This is a genomic window from Paenibacillus sp. FSL R7-0204 (assembly GCF_038002225.1).
In the GTDB taxonomy this organism is placed as follows: domain Bacteria; phylum Bacillota; class Bacilli; order Paenibacillales; family Paenibacillaceae; genus Paenibacillus_AQ.
On sequence record NZ_JBBOCA010000001.1, the window covers coordinates 2,669,462 to 2,687,075 of the forward strand.

15 protein-coding genes are annotated in these 17,614 nt (G+C 55.7%); 6 read left to right on the forward strand and 9 right to left on the reverse strand.

The genetic code is table 11. The features are described 5' to 3' along the window. Positions 1-183 precede the first annotated feature (183 nt). Entirely contained in the window at positions 184-1,023 is an 840-nt protein-coding gene (locus MKX42_RS11700) for an MBL fold metallo-hydrolase (RefSeq protein ID WP_340752656.1), read from the forward strand. Positions 1,024-1,029: 6 nt separating this feature from the next. Here the strand turns inward: MKX42_RS11700 and MKX42_RS11705 are convergent, their stop codons facing one another. Next, entirely contained in the window at positions 1,030-1,800 is a 771-nt protein-coding gene (locus tag MKX42_RS11705) for a DeoR/GlpR family DNA-binding transcription regulator (RefSeq protein ID WP_340752657.1), read from the reverse strand. Positions 1,801-2,122: 322 nt separating this feature from the next. On the opposite strand from MKX42_RS11705, the gene MKX42_RS11710 reads away from it, so the two are divergent. The 4 genes from MKX42_RS11710 to fucU are packed head-to-tail and all read left to right on the forward strand — an operon-like array spanning position 2,123 to position 6,607. Beyond that, positions 2,123-3,889: an L-fucose isomerase gene (locus MKX42_RS11710; RefSeq protein WP_340752658.1), complete on the forward strand. Its 1,767-nt coding sequence runs from the start codon at positions 2,123-2,125 to the stop codon at positions 3,887-3,889. Between the two features lie 24 nt (positions 3,890-3,913). Further along, on the forward strand, positions 3,914-5,449 hold the full coding sequence (locus tag MKX42_RS11715) for a rhamnulokinase (protein WP_340752659.1): 1,536 nt from the start codon (positions 3,914-3,916) through the stop codon (positions 5,447-5,449). Between the two features lie 42 nt (positions 5,450-5,491). Next, positions 5,492-6,142: a class II aldolase/adducin family protein gene (locus tag MKX42_RS11720; protein ID WP_340752660.1), complete on the forward strand. Its 651-nt coding sequence runs from the start codon at positions 5,492-5,494 to the stop codon at positions 6,140-6,142. Between the two features lie 24 nt (positions 6,143-6,166). Continuing rightward, positions 6,167-6,607 carry an L-fucose mutarotase gene (gene fucU, locus MKX42_RS11725; RefSeq protein ID WP_340752661.1) on the forward strand — a complete coding sequence of 147 codons (441 nt, stop codon included), beginning with the start codon at positions 6,167-6,169 and terminating at the stop codon, positions 6,605-6,607. A gap of 841 nt (positions 6,608-7,448) precedes the next feature. Here the strand turns inward: fucU and MKX42_RS11730 are convergent. The 7 genes from MKX42_RS11730 to MKX42_RS11760 all read right to left on the reverse strand — a co-directional run bounded on the left by MKX42_RS11730 (position 7,449) and on the right by MKX42_RS11760 (position 15,215). Further along, positions 7,449-8,291, reverse strand: a complete 843-nt coding sequence (locus tag MKX42_RS11730) for a sugar phosphate isomerase/epimerase family protein (RefSeq protein WP_340752662.1) — start codon at positions 8,289-8,291, stop codon at positions 7,449-7,451. Positions 8,292-8,512: 221 nt separating this feature from the next. Beyond that, positions 8,513-9,199 carry a rhamnogalacturonan acetylesterase gene (locus MKX42_RS11735; protein ID WP_340752663.1) on the reverse strand — a complete coding sequence of 229 codons (687 nt, stop codon included), beginning with the start codon at positions 9,197-9,199 and terminating at the stop codon, positions 8,513-8,515. 17 nt (positions 9,200-9,216) lie between these two features. Continuing rightward, positions 9,217-10,638, reverse strand: coding sequence for a glucuronate isomerase (uxaC, locus tag MKX42_RS11740; protein ID WP_340752664.1), 1,422 nt, complete (start codon positions 10,636-10,638; stop codon positions 9,217-9,219). 36 nt (positions 10,639-10,674) lie between these two features. Further along, positions 10,675-12,162, reverse strand: coding sequence for a UxaA family hydrolase (locus MKX42_RS11745; RefSeq protein WP_340752665.1), 1,488 nt, complete (start codon positions 12,160-12,162; stop codon positions 10,675-10,677). A gap of 65 nt (positions 12,163-12,227) precedes the next feature. After that, positions 12,228-13,649: a tagaturonate reductase gene (locus MKX42_RS11750; protein WP_340752666.1), complete on the reverse strand. Its 1,422-nt coding sequence runs from the start codon at positions 13,647-13,649 to the stop codon at positions 12,228-12,230. A gap of 136 nt (positions 13,650-13,785) precedes the next feature. Then, positions 13,786-14,781, reverse strand: coding sequence for a LacI family DNA-binding transcriptional regulator (locus MKX42_RS11755; protein WP_340752667.1), 996 nt, complete (start codon positions 14,779-14,781; stop codon positions 13,786-13,788). Between the two features lie 215 nt (positions 14,782-14,996). Next, a complete protein-coding gene (locus tag MKX42_RS11760; RefSeq protein WP_036698535.1) occupies positions 14,997-15,215 on the reverse strand; it encodes a hypothetical protein in 219 nt (72 codons plus the stop codon). 205 nt (positions 15,216-15,420) lie between these two features. Between MKX42_RS11760 and MKX42_RS11765 the strand changes: the two genes are divergently transcribed. Next, positions 15,421-16,530, forward strand: coding sequence for a hypothetical protein (locus MKX42_RS11765; RefSeq protein ID WP_340752668.1), 1,110 nt, complete (start codon positions 15,421-15,423; stop codon positions 16,528-16,530). A gap of 120 nt (positions 16,531-16,650) precedes the next feature. Here the strand turns inward: MKX42_RS11765 and MKX42_RS11770 are convergent, their stop codons facing one another. Then, a complete protein-coding gene (locus MKX42_RS11770; RefSeq protein ID WP_340757670.1) occupies positions 16,651-17,553 on the reverse strand; it encodes a manganese catalase family protein in 903 nt (300 codons plus the stop codon). Between the last annotated feature and the right edge of the window lie 61 nt (positions 17,554-17,614).

Below are 17,614 nucleotides of genomic sequence, written 5' to 3' on the forward strand. Positions count from 1 at the left end.
CTGTCCTTTATCTGCCTGTAGTTGAAGTACGCTATCTATTAATTGTACCCATCAATGGTCACCGGTAACAAGCAGGGATTATCACAAGCGCTTCCATTTACCTTCTCGCGGGTATAAACTAAACAGGGATGTAACAGCCAACCATGATGAATGAGAAATAGAAGAGGAAGGGAGCAACCCATCATGCCTTTAGCAGGACAAGAACTGATCGAAGAAATCCGCAGCACCGAGGTGCCTTACGGCTGCCTGGCGGTCTGGTTCCTCGGACAAGCCAGCGTTATTGTCAAGGGAGCAGAGGTGACTGTCTACATTGATCCTTATGTATCCCCGAACCCGGATCGTACCTTCCCGCCGCCAGCCCAGCCTGAAGAGATTACGAATATGGAGGTCTGCCTGATTACCCATGACCATTCAGATCATCTGGATGAGGAGGCCCTCCCCGTGCTTGCCGGACTGAATCCGCAGGCGCAGTTCATGGCTCCGGCGGTCTGCCTGGAGCGTCTGGAGGCGCTGGGCATCCGCAAGGAGCAGTTGACCGCTGCCTTGCCTGCCAGTGAAACAGAGCCGGCAAGCGGGCTGAAGGTCATACCCGTTGCAGCAGCGCACGAACAGCTCGAACGCGATGAACAGGGTCATCCTAAGTACGTGGGCTACATTCTGGAGCTGAACGGGGTAACGCTCTATCATGCCGGGGATACCGTGCTGTTCCCTGAGCTGATTGAGGAGGTAGGCAGCCGCAAAATCGATCTGGCGCTGCTGCCGATTAATGGACGCGATTATTACCGGGGCAGCCGCAATATCGTCGGCAATATGAATTACCGGGAAGCGGCTGAATTTGCGGCGACCTCAGGCTTTGAGACCGTGGTACCGCTGCATTATGACCTGTTCGCCGGCAACGCCGAGAATCCGGGCTATTTCGTGGATTACCTGTACCGCCACTTTCCGGAGCAGAAGTTCCATATGATGGCCAGAGCGGAACGGTTTGTGTACGTTTCGGCGCAGGCTTTTAAGCGTGAACGTTAAGACTTATTATGAATCAGCAGGATAGAGCAGGGATACCTGATATTTGGCAAGGAACTCGATCCATTCCTCAGACGGACGCTGATCGGTGACGATATAATCGACCTTGTCGAAGCTGAACAGCCGGATGAAGGCGATCCGGTCGAATTTGGAATGGTCAGCCAGCAGGACCACCTTGCTCGCCTGCTGCTGCATCAGCACCTTAAGCTCGGTCTCCGCTTCGTTGGAATCACAGAGGCCGCCGGTCATGGAGAGTGCCTTGCAGCTGAAAACCGCCACATCCACATTATATTTCAGAATGGTCTGCGAGGCCGTAGGCCCTACGAAAGAGCTGGTCTCCGGCCCGAGCAGGCCCCCCGTGGAGATAAGCTTTTGCCCGGAATGCTGGAATTCTGACAATACCGCCAGGGAATTGGTGATGATGGTCAGATTTTTTTTGTCCTCCACAATTCTCCGCAATCCTTCAAAAGCCGTAGTGCTGGTGTCCGTCATCACACTGTCCCCGTCATTAATCAGCTCCAGCAGCCTTACCGCAATCCTCCGCTTCGCTTCAATGTTGACCTGATGCCTGTGCGAGTAGGAGGGGTCCTCGTTGGTGTGAGCGTTCAGAATCGCCCCGCCGTAATTCTTTTTGGCAATGCCCTCCTTATCCAGCCGGTCAAGATCGCGCCGGATCGTCTCCTCCGATACACCGAATTTCTGCGCCAGATCCGCGACGTGAACCTTCTTATGCCTGTATAGCTCATTAATGACCAGATCCCGCCGTTCAAAAGCCTTCATATCATGCCCACCCTTACGTTATGTAGTTATGTACAGTTTACTATAATCTGCTGCATAACATAAATCCCACAAACACAAAGAAATACACACTTTATAGCAATCATATCACATAAAACCACACATTAACCAGAATTAAAGTGTGGAATAGTGTTGACTTTGAAGATGAGTGATTCTATGATGTAGAAGAAATGGATTAGTCGGCGATGAAAGACAAAAGTGTGCAGGCCGCAGAGGCTGTATTTGGTAGCGCTTACTAATCGGAGCTGGAGCTCCAGTGTAATGTTCTCATACTATCAATTTACGATTCCGGGGAGGAACAGCAGTGACAGCAAATTATCCGAAGATTGGAATCCGGCCGACGATTGACGGCAGAAGACGCGGGGTGCGCGAATCGCTGGAGGCACAGACGATGGGCATGGCGCAGCGCGTGGCGGCATTTTTGCAGGAGAATGTAAGGTATCCGGATGGTTCACAGGTGGAGTGTATCATTGCTGATTCTACGATTGGCGGCGTGAAGGAGGCTGCGGCGGCGGCGCAGAAGTTCGCGGGTGCAGGTGTAGGCGTATCTATTACAGTCACTCCGTGCTGGTGTTATGGATCGGAAACGATGGACATGGATAGAGGCATCCCGCATGCGGTATGGGGGTTCAACGGCACGGAGCGCCCCGGCGCAGTATATCTGGCGGCAGTTCTGTCTGCTTATGCGCAAAAAGGCATTCCGGCCTTCGGCATCTACGGAGAGGATGTCCAGGAATCCGGCAGCGAGGAAATCCCGGCGGATGTTCAGGTGAAGCTGCTGCAGTTCGCGAGGTCCGCGCTGGCTGCCGCTCTGATGAAGGGGAAGTCCTATCTGTCGATGGGCTCCGTGTCGATGGGAATCGCCGGCTCCATTGTGAACGAGCAGTTCTTTCAGGAATATCTCGGCATGCGCAATGAATATATCGATATGTCCGAATTTGTACGCAGATTTGAGGAAGGGATCTATGATCCCGAGGAGTTCACGCGGGCACTGGCCTGGGTGAAGGACAACTGCCGTGTGGGGGCCGATAATAACCCGCAGCATCTGCAGCTGAGTGAAGAGGTTAAGGAAGAGCAGTGGGAGACGGTTGTCAAAATGACGCTGATTGCCCGTGATCTCATGACCGGCAATCCGCAGCTTGCGAAGCTTGGCTTCGAGGAGGAAGCCAGCGGTCACAATGCCCTGCTGGGCGGCTTCCAGGGCCAGCGGCAATGGACCGACCATTTCCCGAACGGCGACTTCATGGAGACGATTCTGAACTCCTCGTTCGACTGGAACGGCAGACGGGCGCCTTATATCGTTGCCACCGAGAATGACAGCCTGAATGGGGTGACGATGCTGTTCAATTATCTGCTGACGAATACAGCGCAGATTTTTGCCGATGTGCGCACCTTCTGGAGTCCGGCTGCCGTGAAGCGCGTGACCGGGTATGAGCTGGAGGGAGCGGCGTCAGGCGGCCTGCTGCATCTGATTAATTCCGGCTCGGCAGCACTTGACGGCACCGGCGAGCAGAGTATTGACGGCAAGCCGGCGATCAAGCCGTTCTGGGACACCACGGATGAAGAGGCGGCTGCCTGTATCGCGCAGACCCAGTTCCGCCCGGCTTCCCAGGAATATTTCCGGGGAGGCGGCTTCTCCACGGACTATCTGACCCGAGGCGGCATGCCGGTCACCATGGCCCGGCTCAATCTGGTCAAGGGTCTGGGACCTGTGCTCCAACTGGTAGAGGGGTATACTGTTGAGCTGCCGGGAGCGGTCCACGATACGTTAGACCAGCGGACAGACCCTACCTGGCCGACGACCTGGTTCGCTCCGAAGCTGACCGGACATGGCTCCTTCCAATCAGTCTATGATGTGATGAACAATTGGGGTGCCAATCACGGGGCGATCAGCTACGGGCATATCGGAGCGGATCTCATTACGCTGGCCTCGATCCTGCGGATTCCGGTCAGTATGCATAACGTGGAAGAAGCGCGTATTTTCCGTCCGCGTGTCTGGTCGCTGTTCGGCACAGAGAATTTGGAGAGTGCCGATTACAGAGCCTGCCGCAACTTTGGCCCGCTCTACTAATCCTCCACGGGAAGAGGTGGGAAGATGACAGAGGCGAAGACGCAAGTGATGGAGGTAACCGGTAACCAAGGAATCCGGCTGCTGGCCATCGATCTGGGAGCCAGCTCCGGCAGGGTGATGCTGGGAAGCTACAGGGACGGGAAGGTGACGGTGGAGGAGATTCACCGCTTCCCTAACGGGCCGGTAGAGGTGAACGGACATTTGCACTGGGATGCACAGCGGCTGCTTCATGAGATCAAGCAAGGGATTGCGGCAGCTGCGGCAAGCTACGGCCCGCTGCACTCTCTAAGCGTCGATACCTGGGGAGTCGACTACGGCTTGCTGGATGAGCAGGGAGAGCTGCTGGATGCTCCGCATCATTACAGGGATCAGCGGATGGCGGACATAGCTTCAGTACTGGAGGCTGCACTGCCTCCGGCAGAGCAATTCAAGCTGACGGGCAACCAGTCCAGCCCGATTAATACGGTGTATCAATTATTTGCCGACCTTATGGCGAAGCCGGAGCTGCGGACAACCGCCAGACAGCTCCTGATGATGCCGGATCTGTTCAATTATATGCTCAGCGGCGTGGCCGTGGCCGAGCAGACCATCTGGAGCACCAGCGGCCTGCTGAATCCGCAGTCCACAGCGCCTTCAGCCGAAGTGCTGCGCAGGCTGGAGCTGCCGGCTACGCTGCTGCCCCGGCTGGTTCCGGCAGGCACGGTACTGGGGGAGCTCCGGCCCGCGCTCCAGGAAGAGCTGGGCAGCGGCCCGCTCCAGATCATCGCCGGAGCTTCGCATGATACGGCTTCCGCCGTGGCGTCCGTTCCTTACGGCGATCCCGGCTCTAGCTCTGCCGGTCCTGACCGGATCGCCGGACTTGGCCCTACGCTGTCACCCGCTGCATTCATCAGCTGCGGAACCTGGTCGCTGGTGGGCCTGGAGACGGCGGAGCCTGTATTAAGCGATGCCGCCCGGGCCAGCGGCTTCACTAACGAGAGCTGTTTCGGCGGCAGGAGCCGGCTGCTGAAGAATATCACCGGCCTCTGGCTGCTACAGGAGACCCAGCGGAGCTGGGCTGAAGCGGGGGAACCGCTCAGCCATCAGGAAGCTGCCGAGCTTGCCGGGCAGCTGGACCGGCCGGGTGCGTGCATTGCCATGCTGGACCCGAACGATCCGCTCTTCAGCACACCGGGCGATATGCCGCTGCGGATTGAATCCTACTGCATCCGCACCGGGCAGCCGGTGCCGCAGACCCGGGCGGAGATCATCCGCTCGATTCTGGAGAGCCTGGCCCGGTCTTATGCGGATACGATCCGCGAGCTGGAGGCGCTCACCGGCCATCCGGTGCGCTGCATTCACATGGTCGGCGGCGGCATTCAGAACAAGCTGCTGTGCCAGCTGACGGCAGATGCTACCGGAAAAGACGTTATTGCCGGACCGGTAGAAGCGAGCGCAATCGGCAACATTTTGGTGCAATTGACGGCGCTTGGAGCTGTCGATTCCGCAGAGGTCCGCAGAGTGGCAGCCCGGTCCTGCTCAACGCTCCGGTACCAACCGTCTTTTTCACATCAGAACTGACAAGCTTCATACAGCAATCAAGCAGCAATCAAGGAGGCAATTATGAATAATCATGAAGAAGAATTACGGCGTCTAATCTGCGATATCGGCCGGAATCTGTTCAACAAGGATTTCATCGCGGCCAATGACGGCAATATCTCTGCCCGCTTGTCGGCCACGGAGGTCATTACTTCACCCACCGGAGTCAGCAAAGGCTATCTGCAGCCCCATATGCTGGTCAAAGTCAATCTGCAGGGAGAGATCCTGGATGCAGCAGAGGGCTACCGGCCGTCCACGGAAGTGAAGATGCACCTGAAGATCTACAACGAGCTGCCGGAGATGGGCGGGGTGGTTCATGCGCATCCGCCGTATGCTACCGCTTTTGCCATCAAGGGTGAAGCTTTGGACAAAATGATGATGCCGGAATCCGTCATTGCCATGGGGGACATTCCACTGGCGGTATACGGGACGCCTTCGACCGATGAGATCCCGGATTCGCTGACTCCCTTCCTGGGCAAGAAGACCGCTGTGCTGCTGGAGAGCCACGGTGCCCTGACCTGGGGCAAGGATGTAATGGCTGCTTATATGAACATGGAGCGGCTTGAGTATACGGCGAAGCTGACCTTCCTGACCCGCATGATCGGGGGAGAGCGCGAGCTGCCGCCGCACCGGATTGAGGAGCTGGTGGCGCTGAGATCATTCTACGGGATGTAATGAAGCCGAGAGGAGATTAGGATTATGCTCAAAAAAATACCCAAACTGCTCTCCCCCGAGCTCGTCCGCACTCTGATGGAAATGGGCCACGGGGATGAGCTGGTGCTGGCGGATGCCAATTATCCGGGGCATGCGCTGCATTCCCGGGTGCTGCGGGCAGACGGGATTGGCATTCCCCGGCTGCTTGACGCGATCCTGGAGCTGCTACCGCTGGATCATTATGCTTCGGCTCAGGCGGCCTTCATGGCCGTAGTGGAGGGGGACCCCACAGTCCCTGTGATATGGGACACATACAAGGAGATTCTCACCCGGCATGATCCTGCGGTGAAGGTGGAGTATGAAGAGCGTTTTGACTTCTATGACCGCTCCAAGCATAGCTATGCCATTCTAATTACAGGGGAAGAGGCACTCTACGGGAATATTATACTCAAAAAAGGTGTGATTTCCCCCGAGGCCGGGGAATAGCGGCACCAAGCAACGGACCGCCCGGTTAACTATGGGCGGTCTTATTGCTATGCCCACAGCGCGCTGCTTAGTGGAGCGCTCGTTTAGAGGACACTCATTTAGAGCGAATACCCTCAAATGTTGCAAGTTATGCAACCTGGCTACCCCAAAACCTGAGCCTGCCTGAGGATTGTTGCAGGAAATGCAGGAATGTGCTGGCTAGGCTGCTTAGTTAGAGGAGGATTTCTGCTTTTTGTACAACAATTCTAGTTATGAGTGTATACGTTGGGGGAGAAGCTGCAGTTTGTGCAAGATTATTGGTGTTAGTTTGTAAGGTATAAGGGTATAAATCTATTACTCTATTACTCTATTGCTATGTTACTCTATTGCTGATACGTACAATGTAACTGTCCCCCTTTTCATTACAGCACAAGAATGCAGCTCAAGTGCCCCATACGTCGATGGGGGGTAGTATTTGTACTGTACAGAAATTGTAATATCCGTCTGTTGTGGATAAGGGGAGTATAAAGTTGGGGTGCAATGTGCTGGTGCTAAGGTGAGTGGACCAAATGTGTGTGAAAAACCAAACACATTAGGCAGTCACGAAGGTGCGTAAATCGGATACAGCCCCAAGGGAGCAACTCAGGAGCACAAGTGCACCTGAATGCAGCAGAAGCAGGCCAAATGAGCAAATGAAGTGCACAAATGCTCCTGAATTCGCCAAATGCCCCAAAAATGGGCGGATGGGTAAGGCAGAGTTAGTGACACAAGCTGTGTAGACCGTATAAGTCCTTACCTCATCCCTCATTCATTATCTTTCATTCATCATCTCTCATCCAACATCCATCCGCAGAGCACTCTTTTAAACCTCGTTATACATTTTCCGCAGGAATTGCGCACTGGCCTGGAGATGTTCCTCAGGAGTGCTCTCCAGCAGGCCCTGGATATGCTGGCGCTTATATTTCATGTAGCGGAGCAGCGGGGCGAAGTTGAGCATGCCTTGTCCGGCAAGAACGATGTCGATGGCGCCGTTCTTAACTGTGAAATCCTTCAGATGCAGAACTGCGATCCGGTCTCCGAGGAGCTCCAGCGCTTCTGCCACAATCTGCTCCTGCTGAAGGTAATTCTCCGGGGTCATCAGATTCGCGGCATCCAGTATAATTTGCAGGTTATTGGACGCCACGGTATCCAGCAGACGCCGGGCTAACGGGGCCGTGTAGAGCGGGTGGTTAACTCCTGCCTCGATGCCTACAGTTACTCCGAAGCGTTCGGCCTCAGCAACCATGGCACTAACGGAGTCAACCACTTGTTCAAAAGCCTCCTCCGTGAAATTATCTGGTGTATACCCCTGACCCACACTGCCGGTCTCTGTTCCTACCAGACTCGCGCCGAAGTCACGGGCCAGCCGCAGATGTGTATTGAAGTCGCTCAGCGCCTGCGCGCGTTTGGCAGGGTCAGCATCAATAATGTTTACATAACAGCCAAGGACAGCAATCTTGATACCGGCTTGTCTGAAGGCATCGCCATAATAGGCGGCAGTCCCCGGACTTAGTGCGCCAAGCTCGGCCACACTCTCCGGAAAAGACTTATGCAGTGCCAATTGAATTGCCGGGAAGCCATGCTCCTTCAGCTTATCTATTAATTGCGGCAGCGGACACCGCTTGAAGTCATGGGCACGGACGCCCAGGTGAAACGGAACGGTCATAGAGATAAGCTCCTTTGTGTTCACAGATAAATGCAGTGATGTCAAGCAAAAAAGCCGCCCGTGCCCGCAAAGGAGCACAAGCGGCCAGGCTTATAGGCCAGGGCAGTCTGAAGCGTGCAACCCTTGGCTGCATCCCCCGCCTATATCTGCAGATACGGGTGCAGCAGCTTCAGCGCCGCAGACTATGCGAGCGCTTCGGCTACTTTGGCTGCATCCCCCAGCTACATCCGCAGATACGGGTGCAGCAGGCTCAGCTCCGCACACTGTGCGAGCGCTTCGGCTACCAGTGCTGCGATCTGCTGCGCCCCGGATCTGGAGAAATGAGTGTCATCCGTAATGCCGTCCGGGTAGTTGGGGCGTGCACCCGGCGGCAGATGCATGAATAGCTCAGCCGATGCTTCGGCTCCCAGTCTGCGGTAGAGCTGCTGGGAGGCGGCAAAAACATCGAGCAGAGACGTTCCGGTCTCCCCGGCAACTTCTCGCATGACCTGCGGATAGAGTCCGACGGCCTGTGGATCAGGTTCACCATCCGGGGTGAACCGGCGGCGGCTGACCGAGGTCAGCAGCAGAGGCGTGCAGTCCCGGCTGCGGGCGGAATCGATGAATACCTTGAGATTGTCGCGGTAATCGGTATGCGGCTCCGTGTAACGGAGAGGGTCCTCCAGCTTCTGGTCATTATGGCCGAACTGAATCAGGAGGAAGTCTCCGGGGAGGAAGTCCCGCTCCATGTCTGCCAGCCTGCCCTCAGCCAGGAAGGAGCGTGTGCTCCGTCCGTTGATGGCCCGGTTCTCAATCCGCACCTTCCGGCTGACATACTGCTGCAGGTATTCGCCCCATCCGGCCATCGGCCATTCCCCGCCGCCCTTTTGGGCGGCGGTAGAGTCTCCGGCGATATAGATTGTCGGCATCTTCAGCATTCCTCCATCTAGACGGAGACGCCGGCTGCGCTGCCGGCAGTCTGGAACCCGAAATACCCGGCTGCGTTATTGTAGGAGATATCCTCTACCATAGCCCCCAGGACGCCGAGGTCATCCGGCGCTTCCCCGCGTTCGGCGAGTTCACCAAGCAGCCCGCACAGTACGCGGCGGAAATATTCATGCCGGGTATAGGACAGGAAGCTGCGCGAATCGGTCAGCATGCCGACGAAGTTGCCGAGCAGACTGCCTTCGGCCAGCAGGGTCAGCTGCTGGCGCATGCCGCTGCGCGTATCGTTGTACCACCAGCCGGAGCCAAGCTGGAGCTTGCCGGGAGTGTCCTTCTGGTAACAGCCCAGCAGAGCCAGCAGGGCAGGGTAGTCGCCGGGATTCAGCGAGTAGAGGATCGTCTTCGGCAGGCCGCTGCCGCTCTCGGCCCGGTCCAGCAGCTGCGACAGCGCTGTGGTCAGCGGCAGATCGTTGATGCCGTCATAGCCGGTATCCGGTCCCAATCGCTGGAACATCGGCGTGTTATTGTTGCGGTAAGCATGCAGATGAAGCTGCATAGTCCAGTCCTTGTCATGATAGAAGCCGATCAGCGCGGTCAGCAGCTCTGTGCGGTAGCGGGTGATTTCCTCCGGTGACAGCACAGCACCCTGCATTCTTTTGGCGAATATAGCTTCAACGATCTCAGGCTCACCCGCTTCATAACGTAGGATATCCAGCGCATGGTCCGACAGGCGGCAGCCCTGCTCGTGGAAGAAGGCAACCCGGTTCCGCAGGGCATCCAGCAGCCCGGCATAGCTCTTGACCGGCAGTCCGGAGGCCGACTCCAGCTTAAGGGTCCAGGCGGCGAAGCCTTCAGCATCGATGTTCAGCGCCTTGTCAGGACGGAAGGTCGGGAACACCTGGAAGGCGGTCTCACTCCCCTGCAGCAGCTTGTGATACTCCAGGGAATCTGCCGGATCATCGGTGGTGCAGATCACCTTGACACCGCTGCTGCGGATCAGTCCGCGCCGGGTGAAGCCCGGTTCAACCAGCTTGGCGTTGACCTTCTCCCATATGGCCGGCGCCGTGGCTTCATTCAGCAGCTCCTCTACACCGAAGAAACGGCGGAGCTCCAGATGCGTCCAGCTATACAGAGGGTTGCCCACTGCCTTAGGCAGTGTACGGGCCCAGGCCAGAAATTTATCATAATCAGAGGCGTCGCCGGTAATATGCGATTCAGGCACGCCGTTCGCGCGCATCAGCCGCCACTTGTAATGATCGCCGTACAGCCAGGCTGCGGTCAGATTCTCAAATGGCTGGTCCTCATAGATTTCACGCGGGTCCAGATGGCAGTGGTAATCGATAATGGGCATGGTTTTGGCGTGATTATGAAAGAGTAGCCGTGCTGTTTCGCCGGACAACATGAAGTCCTCGTTTAGGAACATGAATAGGATCTCCCTTTGAATGGATTGGAATAAGTTCTACAAGGTAACGCCTGTTTTGAAAATAGCCAGCTCACGCACTTCATTCTGCTCATTCCGTGTTTTTTGGCCGCTGGCAACATCAATGATATATGTGATGAATTCCTCCAGCACATCGGCCATCGGCGTTTCCAGCAGGGGACCTGCGTTGAAGTCCATCCAGTGGCCTTTTTTGGCAAAAAGGTCGTTGTTCGTTGCTACCTTAACCGTAGGCACAAAGCTGCCGAACGGCGTGCCGCGGCCGGTTGTGAACAGCACGAGCTGACAATCCGAAGCGGCAAGCGCGGAGGCAGCGACCAGATCATTGCCGGGAGCCTGCAAGAGGCTCAGTCCTTTTTTGCGCAGCTTCACGCCATACTGCAATACATCCACGACTGGCGACGATCCGGCCTTCTGGGTGCAGCCGAGCGATTTGTCCTCCAGCGTACTGATGCCGCCGGCCTTGTTGCCCGGAGACGGATTCTCATAGACAGGCTCGCCGTAAGAGAGGAAATACTGCTTGAAGTTATTGATCAGCGAGACGATATCATCATAGACCTCCTTACTCTCCGCACGGGCCATCAGCACCTTCTCCGCACCGAACATTTCCGGCACCTCTGTCAGTACCGAGGTTCCGCCCTGGGAGATAATGAAGTCGGAGAATGCGCCCAGCAGCGGGTTGGCCGTGATGCCGGAGAACCCGTCAGAGCCGCCGCATTTCAGCCCGATGTTCAGCTCGCTGAGCGGAACCGGCTCACGAACGTCGTTCGCAGCGGCTTCATACAGCTCCTCCAGCAGCACAAGACCGGCTTCCAGCTCATTGCCTACTTCCTGGGCTACCAGGAATTTAACCCGGGATTCGTCATAGTCACCCAGCATGCTGCGGAACTCGGAGACGATATTGTTCTCGCAGCCAAGGCCAAAGACGAGTACACCCCCTGCATTGGGGTGATTAACGGCATCGAGCAGAATGCTGCGGGTCATACGGTGGTCATCGCCCAGCTGGGAGCAGCCGTAAGGGTGCTTCAGCACGGTCAGGTTGTCGAATCCGCCAAGATCGGGATGCTCAGCCTTGAACTCCTGAAGCATCTGCTCGGCCACGCCGTTCACACAGCCCACAGTCGGAATAATGAACAGATCATTACGGATGCCCACCTTGCCGTTACTCCGCCGGTACCCCTGGAAGGTCAGATCACGGCGCGGATAGATTACCGGATGGACATCAGGCACATATTCGTATTCTTCCTCGCCGGACAGATTGGTTTTGATGTTATGCGTATGAATCCAGTCGCCTGCCGCAATCGGAGCTGTGGCATGGCCAATCGGGGAACCGTATTTGGTAATGATGTCTTCGCTGCTGAAATCGGTCAGGGCAATCTTATGACCCTGCGGAATCTCCTGGGCAGCCTGAAGCGTCAGTCCGTCTATCGTCAGTTCTTCTCCGGCAGCAATCGGCCGCAAGGCTACAGCTACCGTATCTCTCGGGTTCATTTTCATTAAGTTCTTCATGTTGGCCCTCCTAAAAAGTTTGTGAGTCTGGACTTCCCTGAGCTTTTTCATACAAACGACCGGGTTCAGCCGACGAGTTCCTGCAATGCCGCGCGGGAATCTTCACGCTCCAGCTGCTGCAAGTGGGCGGCAACCGTATCAGCCAATCCCGGCAGCTGGGTCAGATCCTGTCCCCACAGGCTGGTGTCGGCAAGAATAGTGTTCACGAAGCTGGCCGGCTGGCTCCAGGCCTGATCGAACACTGCCAGTACCTCTGCGCCGTCCTGCCGGGGAATACGGTCGCCGCGGTAGCTGAGCAGCAGGGCGGCGAAGGCGAGAGTCATCCGTTCCGGAAGCTTGCCGCGTTCCTGCTGGTAGCGAAGCAGGACCGGGAGGAGGCGGGCCTTGAATTTGGAAATGCTGTTGAGCGAGATGGAGGTCAGCTCATGGCGGATGAACGGATTGCGGAAGCGCTCCTGCACGGCATCGGCGTAGGACAATAGCTGCTCAGCAGGCAGATCCAGCATCGGGATCAGTTCCTCTTCGATCAACTGCTTCACGAAGCGGGAGAAGGTACCGTCGTTCATGACGTCTTCAACCGTCTCAAGACCGGCGAGCAGGCCCAGAGGGACCATAGCGGTATGAGGTCCGTTCAGCAGATGAACCTTGCGTTCGCGGTAAGGGGTCATATCCGGTGTCACTACGACATTCAGTCCGGCCTTAGCCAGCGGCAGGCGCTCTGCCAGAGACTCCGGCCCTTCAATAACCCAGAAGAGGAAAGGTTCTGCGGTTACCATTACGTTATCGAGATAGCCCAGCTCAGCTTCGAGGGCAGCAGCCTGGTCACGCGGATAACCAGGAACAATCCGGTCTACCAAACTGCAGCAGAAGGTGTTCTCGGACTTCAGCCATTGCAGGAATTCTGCGCCAAGGTTCCAGTCAGCCGCATAACGTTCTACGATCTCCTGCAATTTCTCGCCGTTACGGTCAATCAGCTCGCAAGGGATAATGACGAAGCCTTTCTTGCCAAGCTCGAAGCGGCGGTGAAGCAGCGCAGTCAGCTTGCCCGGGAAGCTCTTAGGGGGAGCATCGTCTGCGCGGTCGCCTGGAAGATAGGCAATACCGGCTTCGGTAGTATTGGAGGTAATGAACTCCAGATCATCATTCTCGGCGAGCGCGAGATAAGCTTCATAATCCATATATGGGTTAATCACCCGGCTGACCGAGCTGATAATTTCGCGGGAATTGACGGTCTCGTTGTCCATAATGCCGTTAAGCAGCACAGTGTACAGGTTGTCTTGAGCGGTCATCAGTTCAGCTACTCCTCCGGGTCCCTGCGCAATAGGCTGGATGAGGACGGCACTGCCGTTGAACAGATCCTGATTGTTCATTTGCTGCAGCTGCCAGTCTACGAACGCACGCATGAAGTTGCCTTCGCCGAACTGGATCATCCGTTCAGGATGGAGGGTTAGCCCCGGGTGAGTGCTTCTGGATAAACGGTTTGTCATAGTGTCATGATCTCCTTTAGAATACAGTGATAAATTGCACACGTTAACATTTTATTTTAAGCAAGATACGGAATTCCTTCACTTCTCCAGGAAGGCTCCGTATCTGCAGAAAATAGCGGCTGGGGTTCTGGCAGAGTTATTCTGCGGCTACCGTATCCCGTACAACCAGCGAAGTCTTGACGAACAGCTGCTGCGGCGGGGTCTCCGGCTGCTGAAGCAGCTGGATCAGCATAGTGATGCCCAGCTCACTGATCTCGGCGATCGGCTTGCGGACGGTGGTCAGGGCGGGATTCGTATAGCGGGCGAACATCATATCATCGAAGCCGATCAGTGAGATCTGCTCCGGCACCCGGACTTTGTGCGCATAGCAGGCATTCATGGCGCCAATCGCCATATCATCATTGGAGCAGAACACAGCCGTAGGCCGGTCCTCCAGGCTAAGCAGCTTGCTCATCGCGGCATATCCGCTCTCAATGCTATAATCTCCTGAGGCAAAATAATCGGGATTTAGCGGAAGCCGGCCTGCAATCAGACTGTCCAGGAAGCCCTGCTTACGTTCGCTTGAGGACTTGAAGCCGGGCTTGCCTTCAATAATAGCCAGCTTGTGGTGACCCTGCTTCACAGCATAATCAATCGCTTCCTTCACGCCTTCGCGGTCATTGGCCACTACGTTCATGATGCCCGGGTCCTCCAGCTGGCGGTTTAGCACCACTAGCGGAATGCCCATCTTCTTCACATGATAGATGAAGGTATTGTCTTCATCGCTCTGGCTCATGACCAGAATGCCGTCGAAGCGCTGGGGCTGAATATTGCTGAAATGCTGCACACCGTCGATCCCGTTCACCGTCAGATTATAGTTCTCATCTAGGCTATGCGTGATGCCTTTGATGGCATCCACCAGGAAGCTTGCGGAAGTCCCCTGCTCAATACTGGAGAAGAACAGGCCGATGATGAACGATTTCTTGGTGACCAGACTCTTGGCGCTGTAATTCGGCACATAATTCATTTCGGCGGCGATCCGTTCAATCTTATCCCGGGTGGCCTTCTTGATCAGCGGATTGCCGTTCAGCGCCCTGGATACGGTAGTATGGGACACACCGGCAACACGGGCAATATCTTTGATGGTAATCATAGGTTCTCTCCGGGTACATGGAATTGTTAACGATTTCAGTTTAGTTCTCCAGCAGCGTCAAGTCAATAGTTTATTGGAATGCACACGTTAATATTTTGTGAAAATTGAACGCAAAAACAGACCCGGATCAGGGTCCAGGGTCTGCGTTTGAAGAGGGGAGGTAGGATGACAGGCGAGCGCTGTTTCTCCTTTGATGAAGAGACCCCGAAGCCTTCTCAGGCATGGTTGTGCTGGAATTTCGTAATATCGCGGGCATAATGCGAGGTGGTGCCGTCGAATCTTTTCAGCCGGACGTACTCATCAGAGAATTTCTCAACGACTCCGCTGCCTACCTGGGAGTACATTCCGTCAGGGTCAAGCTGGAGGGCGGATACGAAGGTCTGTGACAGTGCGGCTACGAAAAAATCAATGTTTTTAACAAGTGTCTGTGGCAAAAAGTCCCAGTCCTTTCATCGAAATATATTTCATTGTCAGCGGGAAAAAACTTAAATCTTATTGTACGACAGGCTGCCGGTTTTGAACATAGGCTATACTTTGTGTATATATATCCAGCCGAAAGTTGACACAGGGATGTCCGGTTCGTATGGTATGCTCTCATCATAAGAGAATCCAATTACATCAGCAGGAGGAATTCAAAGAATGGCCGAGCCCCTAAAAGCAATGTACAACCAAGAATTCCTGCACAGCCTGGGAATGAAAATTAAAACCGCCTACGGTTCGTTCGAGCTGGATCACTTCGTTGCTGAGGCGATGAAGGAGCCGTGGGAGGAGCTGGAGCTGAAGGCACGGATGCGGCGGATTACAGAGACGCTGGGCAGCTGCCTGCCCCCGGCCTATGAGGAAGCGCTGAAGATATTGTATGCGATAGATAAGGACTGTGTCGGCTTCCCGTATCTGATCTTCCCGGATTTCGTGGAGGTGTATGGCGGAAGCGGGGAGCACTGGGAGCTGTCGATGGAGGCGCTGGAGCGGTTCACCCCGGGGTCCTCGGCGGAATTTGCCGTCAGGCCGTTCCTGCTGCGTGATCCGCAAGCGATGATGGACCAGATGCTGATCTGGGCGGAGCATCCGGGGGAGCATGTGCGGCGTCTCGCCAGCGAGGGAAGCCGTCCCCGTCTGCCCTGGGGCCAGGCGCTGCCGGTGTTCAAGCGCGACCCGTCTCCGCTATTACCTCTGCTGGAGAAGCTGAAGGCTGACCCGTCACTCTATGTGCGCAAAAGTGTAGCCAACAACCTGAACGATATCGCGAAGGATCACCCCGATGTCGTTATAGCCACCGCCCGCCGCTGGCTGGGCAGTAATGTGAACACAAACTGGATTGTACGGCATGGCTGCCGCTCACTGATCCGCAAGGCCGATCCTGAGATCATGGAGCTGTTCGGATATGCTCCGGAGGAGAGCAGCACCCCGCTGGTCAGCTCGGCTGCCTTGGCGGCTGACCCGGCTGTACTGCGGATCGGGGAGCACGGTGAGCTGCAATACGCTCTGACGATCCGGGAGGGCGGTCCGGTACGCATCCGTATTGAATACGGGATTAACTTCATCAAGGCCGGCGGCAAGATCTCGCGCAAGCTGTTTCTGTTATCCGACAAAACCGTGCCCGGAGGCACCAGACTCTCCGGTACCCGGACCCACCGCTGGGCCAACCTGACTACACGCAAGCACTATCCCGGTGAGCATACGATTGTGCTGCTTGTGAATGGGCGGGCTGTAGCCGACACCTCACTGCAGCTTGAGCCCGAGTTATAAGGCGGAGATCTTACAAGTGTCCATACCCAAACAAAGCGGATGTTCCGGCAGCCAGTTCATGGCTTTCAGGACATCCGCTTCTCTATGGGTGCTGTTATTCGCTAGGCTTGGCTCTGGCTGCTAGTCATGAATATTCCCGGCCATTTTCAGCCGTTTGGCAATCTCCTTGAACTCCTCTTCAGAGATGCCCGGTGCGAATTCTTCCTTCGATTCCGGGGCTTCGGGGATAGGGAAGCCTTTCGGTACACCCTGAATGACCTCCAGCGGAAGCCCGTCCTCGGGGTGAGTGCCCTTCCAGATCTGGTCAATGGAGCTGAAATCCTTATCGCTCCACGTGTACAGCTTGGTATGGACGCCTTTTTCCTCATACTTCCTGGCTTCATTGAAAGCTTTGTTGTCCAGGGAAGGAATCGGCACGAGCTTGGTCACATTAACGCCTGTGGCAATCTCCAGGGCTTTGGCGTAAGCGACTACGTGAACGCCCCCACGGACAAGCAGGAAGCCGACTACCGCCCGGGCAGCAGGGTGGTCGGTCATTTCGTAGACCTTCATTTTATGGGTTCTGGCTCCGCACTCCAGGAAGAAGTTATGCAGCAGATCCTCCACCAAATTGCCGCTGTTGAACACATTGGCTCCGGTCCATGGATTGCCCATAGAGTCGAACGGCATGGCTCCCTGTGCGCCCGCCAGGAAGTGATAAGACAGCCGTGCGTCTTTGACATCCCCCAGCGGCGTGGAATCCGGCTTCTTATAGTCCGTCGAACCTCTCAGACATTTATTCACGGCGTGGGAGACCAATTCAACATGTCCCAGCTCCTCAGCCGTAATGCTCATCACCAGATCATAGAAGGGTTTCAGCTTTTCTTTGGAACGAAAGTTAAAGGACTGGTACAAATAGTTGTTCAGGGTGGACATCTCACCGAACTTGCCCCCGAGCAGCTCCTGTACCGCTGCCGCCGCATTAGGATCTGGCTTCTCAACGTCCGGGATTTCAATCATAATCTCATCCATACGTGTAAACATGGTGGTCTTCATCTCCTCAGCAATAGATGTAAGCATACCTGTCTATTTTGCACCTATTTCT

Coding starts and splice junctions, on each gene's coding strand:
- MKX42_RS11700 (WP_340752656.1), top strand. CDS start 184: ATGCCTTTAGCAGGACAAGAACTGATCGAAGAAATCCGCAGCACCGAG.
- MKX42_RS11705 (WP_340752657.1), bottom strand. CDS start 1,800: ATGAAGGCTTTTGAACGGCGGGATCTGGTCATTAATGAGCTATACAGG.
- MKX42_RS11715 (WP_340752659.1), top strand. CDS start 3,914: ATGACAGAGGCGAAGACGCAAGTGATGGAGGTAACCGGTAACCAAGGA.
- MKX42_RS11720 (WP_340752660.1), top strand. CDS start 5,492: ATGAATAATCATGAAGAAGAATTACGGCGTCTAATCTGCGATATCGGC.
- fucU (WP_340752661.1), top strand. CDS start 6,167: ATGCTCAAAAAAATACCCAAACTGCTCTCCCCCGAGCTCGTCCGCACT.
- MKX42_RS11730 (WP_340752662.1), bottom strand. CDS start 8,291: ATGACCGTTCCGTTTCACCTGGGCGTCCGTGCCCATGACTTCAAGCGG.
- MKX42_RS11735 (WP_340752663.1), bottom strand. CDS start 9,199: ATGCCGACAATCTATATCGCCGGAGACTCTACCGCCGCCCAAAAGGGC.
- uxaC (WP_340752664.1), bottom strand. CDS start 10,638: ATGTTCCTAAACGAGGACTTCATGTTGTCCGGCGAAACAGCACGGCTA.
- MKX42_RS11745 (WP_340752665.1), bottom strand. CDS start 12,162: ATGAAGAACTTAATGAAAATGAACCCGAGAGATACGGTAGCTGTAGCC.
- MKX42_RS11750 (WP_340752666.1), bottom strand. CDS start 13,649: ATGACAAACCGTTTATCCAGAAGCACTCACCCGGGGCTAACCCTCCAT.
- MKX42_RS11755 (WP_340752667.1), bottom strand. CDS start 14,781: ATGATTACCATCAAAGATATTGCCCGTGTTGCCGGTGTGTCCCATACT.
- MKX42_RS11765 (WP_340752668.1), top strand. CDS start 15,421: ATGGCCGAGCCCCTAAAAGCAATGTACAACCAAGAATTCCTGCACAGC.
- MKX42_RS11770 (WP_340757670.1), bottom strand. CDS start 17,553: ATGTTTACACGTATGGATGAGATTATGATTGAAATCCCGGACGTTGAG.